This window comes from Streptomyces sp. NPDC006294, from assembly GCF_042870895.1.
Taxonomy (GTDB): Bacteria; Actinomycetota; Actinomycetes; order Streptomycetales; family Streptomycetaceae; genus Streptomyces.
In genome coordinates, this window is the sequence record NZ_JBIAHV010000002.1 from 480,955 (window position 1) to 493,304 (window position 12,350).

Genomic DNA, 12,350 nt, shown 5'->3' on the forward strand with positions numbered 1-12,350 from the left:
CGTCACTCGCACCGCAGCGGCAGGGACTTGATGCCGTTGATGAAGTTGGAGACGAGCCGGCGGGGCGGCGCGGCCGGTGTGTACGGGGGCAGGACGGTGAGCGCCTCCTCGTGCAGGATGCGCAGCTGGAGGCGGGCGAAGTGCGCCCCCAGGCAGATGTGCGGTCCGTCCCCGAAGGAGACGTGCGGGTTGGGAGTGCGGGACGGGTCCAGGCGGTGCGGCGCGTCGAAGACCCGCTCGTCGTGGTTGGCCGAGGCGTGGAACACGACGACCTTGTCGCCGGCCCGCACGGCCTGTCCGGCGATCACGGTGTCCCTGGTGGCGGTGCGGCGGAAACTGAGGACGGGCGGGTGGCTGCGCAGCAGCTCCTCGACGGCCGTCCCGACGTCCGCCTCCCCCGTGCGGAGCATTCGCTGCTGCGCCGGGTTCTGCGCGAGGGCGAGGAAGCCGCCGGGGGCCGCGCTGCGGACGGTGTCGTTGCCGGCGACGGTCAGCAGGAAGAAGAACATCTGCAGTTCGTCGGCCCGCAGTTCGCCGGTGGCCAGGGAGGTCATCACGTCGTCGGCGGGGTGGCGGCGCTTGTCCGCGGCCAGTTGGCGGGCGTAGTCGAACATCTCCTGCAGCATGGCCGGTGAGCGCGGGTTGACGGGTGTTCCGTCGGGGCCGAGCACCGGTGGCTCGTCGGGGTCCTGGTAGGCGATGACCCGTTCGGTCCACTTCAGCAGCAGGGGCCGGTCGCTCTCGGGCACGCCGAGCAGGTCGGTCAGGTTCAGCAGGGCGTAGTCGTCCGTGACGGTGGCGACGAGGTCGAACGTGTCGCCGCCGTCGCGTGCGGCGGTCAGCAGCCGGCGGGCACGGCTGCGGGCGGTCGCGGCGAACCGGTCGACGCGCCGGGGCGTGAAGGCGCGGCTGACCAGGCGCCGCAGCCGGCCGTGGTCGGAGGGACCGTCCCCGTCGGCCGGGGCCGCGGCGTGGGACGCCGGGTCCTGGTTGAGCATCATGCGCCGGATGAACGGCAGGTCGGCGGGGTCCGGGTCGCGGATCTGGGTGGCGCCCAGGTGGGACGAGAAGGAGGCGGGGTCCTTGAGGACGCGGACGACGTCGGCGTGCCGGGTCACCGCCCAGAAGCCGGGCCCCGCGGGCCAGCCCAGGACCTCGTACTCCTCCTGCCAGGCCACCGGGTGGTGGTCGCGCAGCGTCCGGTAGGACTCGTGCGGCAGACCCTCCGCGTAGATCCGGGGGTCGAAGACATCGGGCGCCGTCATACCCGGAGATCTTGCCCTGGCCCGTCCGCCCGCAGGAAGTCCTCGACGGTGGTGACGAGTTGCAGCGGGGTCTCGTCCATGGCGTAGTGGCCGGCGCACGGCAGTTCGACGAGTGCGCCCTCGGTGTACCAGCGCAGCCAGGTGTCGCGCATGAAGTCGGCGCTGATCGCCGGGTCGAGCGCTCCGGTGACGGCCAGTGCGGGGACGGTGGAGCCGACGACCTCGGTGTGGAAGTCCTCGCCGGCCCATGAGTCGAGCCATCCGCGGAAGGCGTCGCGGTCGCTGCGGGCCAGGGACCGTTCGACCATGCGCTCCAGCCAGGCGGACGGCCGGACGGAGCCGGTGGTGAAGTCGATGACGGCCCGGCGGTCGGCCGGCGTGTCGACGGCGGACACGAACAACTCCCACTGCTCCGGCGGCATCTTCACGCCGCAGGCGGGGACGGGCGAAATGCCGACGACGCGCCGCACCCGCCGCGGGGCCGCGGCCAGGACGCGCTGCGCCACGGCGCCGCCCATCGAGTGGCCGACGAGCGAGAAGGAGTCCCAGCCGAGCCGGTCCGCGAGCGCGATGACGTCGGCGGCCCCCTCGGAGGTCGTGTACGCGCCCTTCGCGTCGCGCGCCTCGCCGTAGCCGCGCAGGTCGACGAAGGCGTAGGTGAAGCTCTGCCCGTCCAGGTCGGGGCGCACGGTGTCGTACGCGGAGCGGTCGGCGAACCAGCCGTGCACGGCGAGCACTCGGTGCTCGCCGGAGCCGTACAGGGAGTGGGGCAGCGGGAAGGGGGCCACGACGTCTCCGTTCACCGGCTCATCCGGACGTCACCACAGTGCTGCCGGCGGCCGCCGCGGACAAGCCCTCGATCGGTGGATTGATTTCTCTGCACGCCAACTGACACGACGTCCAACAATTGTTACGCTGGCGTAACTTACCGGGGAGTTACCTCAAGTAGCACTTCACCCTTACCGTCGGGTCACTTCATAGGGACGGATGAGTCAGGAGTGACCCGTGGGACTTCCCCGCAAGGTTCTGCGCACCACCGCCATCGGCACTGTCACGGCAGCGCTGCTCGCCGGTTCCGCCACCGCCGCTCCCGCGGCGCTGCCGGCCGCCCCGGCCCCGGTCCAGCAGGAGACGGGCGCCAACACCGCCTCCCCCGACGTCCGGTTCGTCGACATCGAGGGCCACGGCGGCACGGTGCTGAAAGCCAACGTCGTCACCCCGGCGGACGCGGCCGACGGCGGGACGTACCCCGTCGTCGTGCTGCCCACCAGCTGGGCGATGCCGCAGATCGAGTACCTCGCACAGGCCGAGAAGCTCGCCGCCTCCGGGTATGTGGTGGTGAGTTACAACTCCCGCGGCTTCTGGCAGTCGGGCGGCGAGATCGAGACCGCGGGCCCGCCCGACATCGCCGACGCCTCCAGAGTGATCGACTGGGCACTGGCCAACACCCCCGCCGATCCCGCCCGGGTGGGCATGGCGGGCGTGTCCTACGGGGCCGGCATCAGCCTGCTGGCCGCCGCGAAGGACAAGCGGATCAAGGCCGTCGTCGCGCTCAGCGGCTGGGCCGATCTCATCGACTCCATCTACAGCGGCCGCACCCAGCATCTGCAGGCCGCCGCGATGCTCAGCGGCGCCGGCTACCTCACCGGCCGCCCCAGCGCCGAACTCCAGCAGATCATGTCCGACTTCCTGACCTCGAACCTGGCCAGGGAGCAGCAGATGATCGAGTGGGGACGCAAGCGCTCCCCCGCCGCGTATCTCGACGAGATCAACGCCAACGGCGCCGCGATCATGCTCGGCAACGCCTGGGGGGACTCCCTCTTCCCGCCCAACCAGTACGCCGACTTCTACGAGCGGCTCGACGTCCCCAAGCGGCTCGAGTTCCGCCCCGGCGACCACGCCACCGCCGAGGGCACCGGCCTGCTCGGCCTGCCCAACGACACCTGGAACAGCGCCCAGCGGTGGCTCGACCACCATCTGAAGGGCGTCGGCAACGGCGTGGACCGCGAGCAGCCGGTACGGATCAAGACCCGCTCCACCGGCGCGTACGAGACGTACCCGGACTGGAAGTCGGTGGGCGCCGACCGGCGGAGGATCGAGCTGGGCGGCGCCAAGAGGATCTGGGCCAACGTCGATTCGGGGGCGAACGGCGGGACCATCTTCCTGTCCAGCCTGCTCGACCAGTTCGCGAAGCTCCCCCCGACGGCGTCGATCCCGCTGCTGCCGCGCTCGTTCGCCGCCGTATGGCAGTCGGAGCGCTACGAGGCCGGGCAGCAGGTCCGCGGGACGGCCGAGCTGCACACCACGGTCACCAGCACCAAGGAGAGCGGCACCCTCGTCGCATACCTCTACGACGTGGGCCCGCTCGGCCTCGGCAAGCTGGTCTCCCATGCGCCGTACACCTTCCACGGCAAGGCGCCCGGCCGGCCGTTCGCCGTGGACCTGGAGTTGTTCTCCACCGCCTACGACGTACCGGCCGGCCACCGTCTCGCCGTGGTCGTCGACACCGTCGACCCGCTCTACATCGAGCACAACCCGAGCGGCGCGCAGCTGACCTTCTCCTCGCCGGCGGCCGACCCTTCGTATCTGTCGGTCCCGCTGCGCCAGGAGTGATCACCGGCTGCTGCCGGCCGGCCCCGTGCTCGCACGGGGAGTGGGTGGTGCTCCATGATCCACTGGGCTGTCCCGTGCGCCCCGCCGGGCGCCGGGACCGCCGGGGGTCAGTGCTTGAGAATCTTGGAGAGGAAGTCCTTGGCCCGGTCGGTCCGCGGGTCGGTGAAGAAGTCGTCCGGCCGGCGGTCCTCGAGGATGCGGCCGTCGGACATGAAGACGACACGGTTGGCAGCGGAGCGGGCGAAACCCATCTCGTGGGTGACGACGACCATCGTCATGCCCTCGGCCGCGAGCTGCTGCATCACCTCCAGCACCTCGTTGATCATCTCCGGGTCGAGGGCGGAGGTCGGCTCGTCGAAGAGCATGACCTTGGGGTCCATGGCCAGGGCGCGGGCGATGGCCACGCGCTGCTGCTGGCCTCCGGAGAGCTGGGCGGGGAACTTCGCGGCCTGGTCGGCCAGTCCGACCCGGTCGAGCAGTTCGCGGGAGCGTCGCTCTGCGTCCTCCTTCTTGATGCCCCGGACCTTCACGGGGCCCAGCGAGACGTTCGCCAGGACGGTCTTGTGCGCGAAGAGATTGAAGGACTGGAAGACCATGCCGACGTCGGCGCGGAGCTTCGCCAGGGCCTTGCCCTCCGCCGGGAGAGGCTGCCCGTCGATCGTGATACGGCCGGACTCGATGGTCTCGAGTCGGTTCATGGCCCGGCACAGCGTCGACTTCCCCGAGCCGGAGGGTCCGATGACCACCACCACCTCCCCGCGGCCGACGGTGAGGTTGATGTCCTGAAGAACGTGTAACTGCCCGAAGTGCTTGTTCACCTCACGCAGCTCGATCAACGGATCGACGGCCATACGCTGCCCTGCCCACTCGTCGATGTGTGTCGCGGTCAGCGCAAACTAACCAGCCCGCCAAAGGGCTTCGCAGCCGACACGCATGAAGTCGGCATAAGCCGTACTAATACGGAAGCCGGTCGAGCGGCGTCGGGCGCGGCCGCTCGCGCCTTGGCCCACGGGGCGGCCCAGGGCCCGCGACGCCCTTATGCCTCTGCCGCCTCGCCGTAGACCTGGGAGAGCTCCGGCGCCCCGTTGAACGCCCACTCCACGCCCGCCTCCACCACACTGATCTCCCGCCCGGACGCCAGCCGCACGACCGGGTGGCCGCCCGGCCAGATGTGCCAGGCCGCGCCGGGAACGGTGCGCACGATCACCGTGCCGAGATAGAGGCCCGCGTCGTTGCCCAGCCAGGGCAGCTCCTCCGGGTCGTCGCGCCAGCGCGGCGGGAGCTGGTCCAGCGCGGTCAACGAGCTCGGGGAATCGTCCAGTTCCAGTCCGGCCTGGGCCGCTCTGGCGCGCAGCAGCTCGCACTCGGACAGCAGCTCGGTGATGGCCGCCGCGCGCTCGGGGTCGTGCACGGCGGCAGCCGCCTCTGTGCCCTTGTCCCGTTCGCCGTGGCGCCCCAGCCAATGGTCCAAGAAAGGGATGTTCATACCGCAAAGACTCCCATCCGGACACCCGGGTGCACCACAGGACGCGCGCCGGTGAACCTCAGGTGTCCAGGTCGACGACGACCGGTGCGTGGTCGGAGGCGCCCTTGCCCTTGCGCTCCTCCCGGTCGACATAGCTGTCCTTGACCGCCTTGGCGAAGGGCTCGTTGCCGTACACCAGGTCGATGCGCATGCCGCGGTTCTTGGGGAAGCACAGCTGGCGGTAGTCCCAGTACGTGAAGGGGTGCTCGTACTTCAGCGGACGCGGCACCACGTCGGCCAGGCCCCGCTCGCGCAGCGTCTCCAGGGCGGCCCGCTCGGCGGGGGTCACATGCGTCATGCCCTCGAAGAAGGACGGATCCCACACGTCGTCGTCGCTCGGCGCGATGTTGAAGTCGCCGAGCACGGCGAACGGCCGTCCGGCCGCCGCGTCCTCGGTCACCGCGACGGACAGGGCCGCCAGCCAGCGCAGCTTGTAGTCGTAGTGGTCGTGGGCGACTTCGCGGCCGTTGGGCACATAGACCGACCAGAGGCGGACCGGGCCGCAGGTCGCCGAGATCGCCCTCGGCTCCTGCAGTCCTCCGTACTCCGGGCCGCCGGGCAGGCCGCGGACGACGTCCTCGAGGCCCACCTTGGAGACGAGCGCCACCCCGTTCCACCGGCCGTCGGCGTGGACCGCGGACTCGTAGCCGAGCTCACGCAGCTCCGCGGCGGGGAACTGCTCCTCGGTGCACTTGGTTTCCTGGAGGCACAGCACATCGGTGCCGCTGCTCTCCAGCCAGGCCAGCAGCCGGGGCAGCCGGGCGGTGATCGAGTTGACGTTCCACGTGGCGATACGCATGGGTCAAAGCCTAACGGCGGGGTACGACAGTCACCGCCGGCCCGCCGCGGCCTCAGACGTCGAGCGACTCGCCGGGGGCCAGCCGGCCGTGGTCGGCGCCGCCGAGCTCGCCGATCTGCCGGTCGTAGATCGGCCGGGCCAGCCCGGTCAGCAGGGCGTCGTGGACGTCGACGGCGCGGCGCGGCCGCACCTCGCGGACGTAGTCGATCACCTCGGAGATCTTGTTCCATGGGGCGTGCACCGGCAGCAGCAGCGTGTCCACCTCGTGGCCGGGCACGGTGAGCGCGTCGCCGGGGTGGAAGACGGCGCCGTCCACCAGATACCCGACGTTGGTGATCCGCGGGATGTCCGGGTGGATCACCGCGTGCAGCTCGCCGTGCACCTGGACCTCGAAGCCGGCCGCCGTGAACGTGTCGCCGTGACCCACGGTGTGGACGCGCCCGGGGAAGGCGGCCGAGAGCTGCCGCGCGACGCTGCGCAGCGTCCACAGCGCGGCGCCGGGGTTCGCCTCCAGCGCCGCGCGCAGTCTGTCCTCGTCGAAGTGGTCGGGGTGCTCGTGCGTGACGAGTACGACGTCGGCCCCCAGGGCGGCGTCCCGTTCGCTGAAGCCGCCGGGGTCGACCACCAGACGCCGCCCGTCCTTCTCGAGCTGGACGCAGGCATGGGTCTTCTTGGTGAGCCTCATGCCACCATCCTGCTACGCCCGGGGCGTCGTCTCCTGCTGTATCACGCCCTGCGCCACTCTGAAGGCCGCGTTCGCCGCGGGGACGCCGCAGTACACGGCGGTGTGGATCAGGACCTCCCGGATCTCCACCGGCGTCAGTCCGTTGCGCAGCGCGGCGCGGGTGTGGACGGCCAGCTCCTCCAGGTGTCCGCCCGCGACCAGCGCGGCCAGCGTCACACAGCTGCGGGTGCGCCGGTCCAGGCCGTCGCGGGTCCACACCTCGCCCCAGGCGTAGCGGGTGATCAGCTCCTGGAAGTCACCGGTGAAGTCGTCGCCGTCGGCCATGAGCGCGTCCACGTGCGCGTCGCCGAGCACCTCCCGGCGCACCTTCATCCCGGCCTGGTACGGGTCGGGCCGGCCGGCCCCCGTGGCGTGCGGCTGCTCGGGCGCGGGCGGGGCGATCTCGGCGACCGGTGCGACGGGCGCGGAGGTGGCGGGCGCGGCCGGTACGGGGACGGCGGCGAGGGTGTCGTGCCAGGCGGTGGCGAAGTGGTGGGCGAGCAGGTCCGTGACGGCTGCGGGCTGCTCGACCGGGGCCAGATGGGAGGCGCCGGGCACCAGCGCCAGCCGGGCGTCCGGTATCCCGGCGACCAGCGTGCGGGCCTCCGCCGGTCCGGTCACCTGGTCCTCGGACCCGACCACGACGAGCGTCGGGGCGCCGATCCGGGCGAGCTCCGCGCGGGCGTCGAAGGCGGCGAGTGCCTCGCAGGCGGCGATGTAGCAGCCCGGGTCGGTGGTGCGGACCATCTGGACGGCCCACTCGACGATGGCGGGCTGCGCGGCGGCGAAGGCCGCGGTGAACCAGCGCTCGGGTGCGCTGTGGGCCATCGGGTCCAGCCCGTTGGTGCGTACGACGACGCCGCGCTGACGGAACTCGTCGGCGGTGCCGAACCGCGGGGAGGCGGCGACGAGGGCCAGAGTCGCCAAGCGGTGCGGATGGCGCAGCGCGAGCTCGATGCCGACCGCGCCGCCGATCGAACAGCCCGCGTAACCGAACCGCTGCACGCCCAGCTGGTCGAGGGTGGCCAGCAGCCGCTCGGCGAGCTCGCCGACAGAGGTGGCGGGGTGCGCCGGTGCGCCGCCGTGGCCGGGCAGGTCGTACCGGACGACCCGCCACCGCCCGGAGAGCTCCGCGATCTGCCGGTCCCACATGTGCCATGTGGTGCCCAGTGAGGGACCCAGGATCAGGACAGGGGCGTCTTCCGGCCCGTCAACGCGGTATTGCAGGGTGTTCGGTGGCGTCTCACTCACGCCCCAGACCCTCTCATGTCCCACGGGGTACCACGTTGCCGGGTGGAACCCGGTGGCTCCCGTCGCTCTCGCGACGCCTGCGGGGCCGTAGTTGCGCGGGGAGCCCGGCAGGGAAGCGCGCCCGGCGGCGAGTTGGCCGATTCCCGTGCGTGGACGGCGATGGGCCCGAACCACCCGTCGCGTTCCAGCGAAGTGGCGCAATGTCGCTGATTGAACAGATAAACCGCATTCCAATGTTGATCACTGCTTCGAGGTAATGAGTCCGGGTTCTCCGGGCGTTGCGGCCCGACCGGTCGTTACGGTCCTCCGGGACCTGCACGGGCCCGTGACCACACCGTTCCTCCCCGTCCGCCATTCGGCGCACCCGTGTGCGCCGGCCGCCGCCTGTCGCGAAGGAGAACCCCCCTCGATGACCATCGACAGCAGCCCGGAAGTCCAGACCGCACCGGTGCCGCCCCAGCAGTCCCTGGGCACCGCCGCTGCCCGCAACCTCGCCACCACCACCAAGTCCGCCCCGCAGATGCAGGAGATCACCTCCCGCTGGCTGCTGCGCATGCTCCCCTGGGTCGAGACCAAGGGCGGCGCCTACCGGGTCAACCGCCGGCTGCGCCACACCGTCGGCGACGGGCGCATCGAGTTCGTCCAGGAGGGCGCCGCGGTCCGGGTGATCCCCCGCGAACTCGGCGAGTTGTCCCTGCTGCGCGGCTTCGAGGACCTCGACGCGCTCACCGCCCTCGCCGGCCGCTGCACGCAGCGCGACTTCACGGCGGGCGAGGTCCTCGTCGAGCGCGGCGCCCCGGCCGACCGGATCCACATGATCGCCCATGGCCGCGTCCGCCAGACCTCCGACGGCAAGTACGGCGGGGAGATCGCCATCGCGGTGCTCGCGGACGGCGACCGCTTCGGGGAGAACGCCCTCCTGGACGCCGACGCCCGGTACGACTGCACGGCCACCGCCGAAACCTCCGGCACGCTCCTCACGCTCTCCCGTGCCGACTTCGCCGCCGTACAGGCCGCCGCGCCCAGCCTCCAGACCCACATCGAGGAGTTCAGCTCGCTCGCACGGCAGCGGCAGAACAAGCACGGCGAGGCCGAGATCGCCATGTCCGCGGGCCACGTCGGCGAGGCCGAACTGCCCGGCGCCTTCGTGGACTACGAGCTGAAGCCGCGCGAGTACGAACTCTCCGTCGCGCAGACCGTCCTGAAGGTCCACACCCGGGTCGCCGACCTCTACAACGGCCCGATGAACCAGACGGAGGAGCAGCTCCGGCTCACCGTCGAGGCGCTGCGCGAACGCCAGGAGCACGAGCTCGTCAACAACCGCGAGTTCGGCCTGCTGCACAACGCCGACTTCAAGCAGCGGATCCAGCCCCACTCCGGGGCGCCGACCCCGGACGACATGGACGAGCTGCTCTGCCGCCGCCGCGGCACCAAGCTCTTCCTCGCCCACCCGAGGACGATCGCCGCGATCGGCCGCGGGTTCAACGCGTGCGGTCTCTACCCTGACCACGTCGATCTGGGCGGGCAGTCCGTCCCCGCCTGGCGCGGTGTCCCGATCCTGCCCTGCAACAAGATCCCGATCAGCAAGGAGCAGACCAGCTCCATCATCGCGATGCGCACCGGCGAGGAGAACCAGGGCGTCATCGGCCTGCGCCAGACCGGGCTGCCGGAGGAGTACGAACCGGGGCTCTCCGTGCGTTACATGGGCATCAGCGAGCAGGCGATCCTCTCCTACCTCGTCACCACGTACTACTCCGCCGCGGTGCTCGTACCCGACGCGCTCGGCGTGATGGAGAACGTGCAGATCGCCCGCGGGCGGGATGAGGGAACCTGCTGACGGCCCCGGCCGGCCCGGATCCGTCCCGCACGGCGGACCCGGCGCGGATCCGGAACGGCCCCACCCACCGCAGCAAGGAGCTACGGAATGCCCGACCCTGGACCCTTCCCTCAGCAGTCGAGGCCGCCCACCGCCGCGGCCCGCGCCGGTGTCCCCGTTCCCTCCGGGGCCGCCACCCGCTCCACGGCACCCGTCCCGAAGTCCGCGCGGTTACCGGCGGCGACGGTGCCCGACGGGCCCGCGCCGGCGGCTCCCGGCCCGCCGGCCGCGCCGCATCCGCCGATCGTCCCGGCGGCCCCTTCCGTCCGGGCGGCCGCCTCCGCCGTTCCGGCCGTGCCGGCCGTGCCCGCCGCGGACTCCGCCCTCCAGCGGGTCCTGCGCGGACCGGGCGGCCTGGGCACGGCCTCGCTCTCCCTGGCCCGCCGCCCGGATCCGGTGCTCCCGGAGCCCGCGCCGCCCGCCGAGGGCCGGGCCGTGCCGGGCCTCTACCACCACCCCGTGCCGGAGCCCGACCCCGTACGGGTGGAGGAGGTCAGCCGCCGCATCAAGCGCTGGGCCGAGGACGAGGTCCAGCTCTACCCCGAGGACTGGGAGGGCGAGTTCGACGGCTTCTCCGTCGGCCGCTACATGGTCGCCTGCCACCCGGACGCCCCCACGGTCGACCATCTGATGCTCGCCACCCGGCTGATGGTCGCGGAGAACGCCGTCGACGACTGCTACTGCGAGGACCACGGAGGCTCACCCGTCGGTCTCGGCGGCCGTCTCCTCCTCGCGCACACCGCACTCGACCGGCTGCACACGACCGCGGAGTACGAGCCGGCGTGGGCGGAGTCCCTCGGCACGGACGCCCCGCGGCGCGCGTACCGCAGCGCGATGGACCACTTCGTACGGGCGGCGACGCCCTCGCAGGCCGACCGCTACCGGCACGACATGGCCCGGCTGCACCTGGGGTACCTGGCCGAGGCCGCCTGGGCCGAGACCGATCACGTCCCGGAGGTGTGGGAGTACCTGGCCATGCGCCAGTTCAACAACTTCCGTCCCTGCCCCACCATCACCGACACCGTGGGCGGCTACGAGCTGCCGGCGGACCTGCACGCCCGGCCGGAGATGCAACGGGTCATCGCACTCGCCGGGAACGCGACCACCATCGTCAACGACCTCTACTCCTACACCAAGGAGCTCGACAGCCCCGGCCGGCATCTGAATCTCCCGGTCGTGATCGCGGAGCGCGAGGAGCTTTCCGAGCGGGACGCGTACCTGAAGGCGGTCGAGGTCCACAACGAGCTCATGCACGCCTTCGAGGCCGCCGCGGCCGGCCTGGCCGCCGACTGCCCCCTGCCCGCCGTGCTGCGCTTCCTCAAGGGCGTGGCCGCGTGGGTCGACGGCAACCACTACTGGCACCGGACCAACACCTACCGATACAGCCTGCCCGACTTCTGGTAAGGAATGGACATCTCTGTGACCACCGAACTGAACCCCACCGCCACCCCGATGATCCCGGCCCCGGCCACGCCCTACCAGCGGGACATCGCCCGTTACTGGAACAGCGAGGCCAGGCCGGTGAACCTGCGCCTCGGTGACGTGGACGGGCTCTACCACCACCACTACGGCGTCGGCGCCGTCGACCACGACGCGCTCGGCGACCCCGAGGACAGCGCGTACGAGAAGCGGCTGATCGCCGAGCTGCACCGCCTCGAGTCGGCCCAGACCGACGTCCTCCTGGACCACCTCGGACCCATCGGGGCCGACGACACACTCGTCGACGCCGGCTGCGGGCGCGGCGGGTCCATGGTCATGGCCCACCAGCGCTTCGGCTGCAAGGTGGAGGGCGTCACCCTCTCCTCGTCACAGGCCGACTTCGGCAACGGGCGCGCGCGGGACCTCCGCATCCAGGACCATGTCCGCGCGCACGTCTGCAACATGCTCGACACGCCGTTCGAGAACGGCAGCATCACCGCCTCGTGGAACAACGAGTCGACCATGTACGTCGACCTGCACGACCTGCTCGCCGAGCACTCCCGCTTCCTCAAGGTCGGCGGCCGGTACGTGACGATCACCGGCTGCTGGAACCCTCGTTACGGCCAGCCGTCGAAGTGGGTCTCCCAGATCAACGCCCACTTCGAGTGCAACATCCACTCCCGCCGCGAGTACCTGCGCGCCATGGCCGACAACCGCCTCGTACCGCAGGCCGTCGTCGACCTCACCCCCGACACGCTGCCCTACTGGAAGCTGCGGGCCACGTCCTCCCTGGTCACCGGGATCGAGGAGGCGTTCATCAAGTCGTACGAGGACGGCTCCTTCCAGTACGTCCTGATCGCGGCCGACCGCGTCTGACC

General features: G+C 71.5%; 11 protein-coding genes. 4 read left to right on the forward strand and 7 right to left on the reverse strand.

Annotated elements, in window-relative coordinates:
• Positions 1-2: 2 nt before the first annotated feature.
• On the reverse strand, positions 3-1,265 hold the full coding sequence (locus ACFYOP_RS05190) for a cytochrome P450 (RefSeq protein WP_356890334.1): 1,263 nt from the start codon (positions 1,263-1,265) through the stop codon (positions 3-5).
• Positions 1,262-2,053 carry an alpha/beta hydrolase gene (locus ACFYOP_RS05195; RefSeq protein WP_356891157.1) on the reverse strand — a complete coding sequence of 264 codons (792 nt, stop codon included), beginning with the start codon at positions 2,051-2,053 and terminating at the stop codon, positions 1,262-1,264. Before ACFYOP_RS05195 ends, ACFYOP_RS05190 begins: the two co-directional genes overlap by 4 nt.
• A 217-nt stretch (positions 2,054-2,270) precedes the next feature.
• On the opposite strand from ACFYOP_RS05195, the gene ACFYOP_RS05200 reads away from it, so the two are divergent.
• Complete coding sequence (locus ACFYOP_RS05200) at positions 2,271-3,878, forward strand: CocE/NonD family hydrolase (RefSeq protein WP_356890332.1); 1,608 nt, start codon at positions 2,271-2,273, stop codon at positions 3,876-3,878.
• A gap of 107 nt (positions 3,879-3,985) precedes the next feature.
• Here ACFYOP_RS05200 and ACFYOP_RS05205 read toward each other — a convergent pair whose 3' ends face one another.
• From ACFYOP_RS05205 to pcaC, 5 genes are all read right to left on the reverse strand, one after another.
• Positions 3,986-4,729: an amino acid ABC transporter ATP-binding protein gene (locus ACFYOP_RS05205; RefSeq protein WP_356890330.1), complete on the reverse strand. Its 744-nt coding sequence runs from the start codon at positions 4,727-4,729 to the stop codon at positions 3,986-3,988.
• A gap of 185 nt (positions 4,730-4,914) precedes the next feature.
• Positions 4,915-5,364, reverse strand: coding sequence for a DUF6278 family protein (locus ACFYOP_RS05210; protein WP_356890328.1), 450 nt, complete (start codon positions 5,362-5,364; stop codon positions 4,915-4,917).
• A gap of 58 nt (positions 5,365-5,422) precedes the next feature.
• On the reverse strand, positions 5,423-6,202 hold the full coding sequence (locus ACFYOP_RS05215) for an exodeoxyribonuclease III (RefSeq protein ID WP_356890326.1): 780 nt from the start codon (positions 6,200-6,202) through the stop codon (positions 5,423-5,425).
• Between the two features lie 52 nt (positions 6,203-6,254).
• Positions 6,255-6,887, reverse strand: coding sequence for an MBL fold metallo-hydrolase (locus ACFYOP_RS05220; protein ID WP_356890324.1), 633 nt, complete (start codon positions 6,885-6,887; stop codon positions 6,255-6,257).
• A 12-nt stretch (positions 6,888-6,899) separates the two neighbouring features.
• Entirely contained in the window at positions 6,900-8,177 is a 1,278-nt protein-coding gene (gene pcaC, locus ACFYOP_RS05225) for a 4-carboxymuconolactone decarboxylase (protein ID WP_356890322.1), read from the reverse strand.
• A gap of 409 nt (positions 8,178-8,586) precedes the next feature.
• Here pcaC and ACFYOP_RS05230 point away from each other — a divergent pair, with 409 nt between their 5' ends.
• The 3 genes from ACFYOP_RS05230 to ACFYOP_RS05240 all read left to right on the forward strand — a co-directional run bounded on the left by ACFYOP_RS05230 (position 8,587) and on the right by ACFYOP_RS05240 (position 12,348).
• Positions 8,587-10,014: a family 2B encapsulin nanocompartment shell protein gene (locus ACFYOP_RS05230; RefSeq protein ID WP_356890320.1), complete on the forward strand. Its 1,428-nt coding sequence runs from the start codon at positions 8,587-8,589 to the stop codon at positions 10,012-10,014.
• An 87-nt stretch (positions 10,015-10,101) separates the two neighbouring features.
• The gene (locus ACFYOP_RS05235) at positions 10,102-11,457 is read left to right on the forward strand and encodes a family 2 encapsulin nanocompartment cargo protein terpene cyclase (protein ID WP_356890318.1); all 1,356 of its coding nucleotides are present in this window, start codon (positions 10,102-10,104) and stop codon (positions 11,455-11,457) included.
• A 15-nt stretch (positions 11,458-11,472) separates the two neighbouring features.
• Positions 11,473-12,348 (forward strand): geranyl diphosphate 2-C-methyltransferase, encoded by an 876-nt coding sequence (locus tag ACFYOP_RS05240; RefSeq protein ID WP_356890316.1) that lies wholly within the window; start codon positions 11,473-11,475, stop codon positions 12,346-12,348.
• Positions 12,349-12,350 lie beyond the last annotated feature (2 nt).

What these genes read in the sequence shown, in the direction of transcription:
- ACFYOP_RS05190 (WP_356890334.1), bottom strand. Translation starts at nt 1,265, where the DNA reads ATGACGGCGCCCGATGTCTTCGACCCCCGGATCTACGCGGAGGGTCTG.
- ACFYOP_RS05205 (WP_356890330.1), bottom strand. Translation starts at nt 4,729, where the DNA reads ATGGCCGTCGATCCGTTGATCGAGCTGCGTGAGGTGAACAAGCACTTC.
- ACFYOP_RS05210 (WP_356890328.1), bottom strand. Translation starts at nt 5,364, where the DNA reads ATGAACATCCCTTTCTTGGACCATTGGCTGGGGCGCCACGGCGAACGG.
- ACFYOP_RS05215 (WP_356890326.1), bottom strand. Translation starts at nt 6,202, where the DNA reads ATGCGTATCGCCACGTGGAACGTCAACTCGATCACCGCCCGGCTGCCC.
- ACFYOP_RS05220 (WP_356890324.1), bottom strand. Translation starts at nt 6,887, where the DNA reads ATGAGGCTCACCAAGAAGACCCATGCCTGCGTCCAGCTCGAGAAGGAC.
- ACFYOP_RS05230 (WP_356890320.1), top strand. Translation starts at nt 8,587, where the DNA reads ATGACCATCGACAGCAGCCCGGAAGTCCAGACCGCACCGGTGCCGCCC.
- ACFYOP_RS05235 (WP_356890318.1), top strand. Translation starts at nt 10,102, where the DNA reads ATGCCCGACCCTGGACCCTTCCCTCAGCAGTCGAGGCCGCCCACCGCC.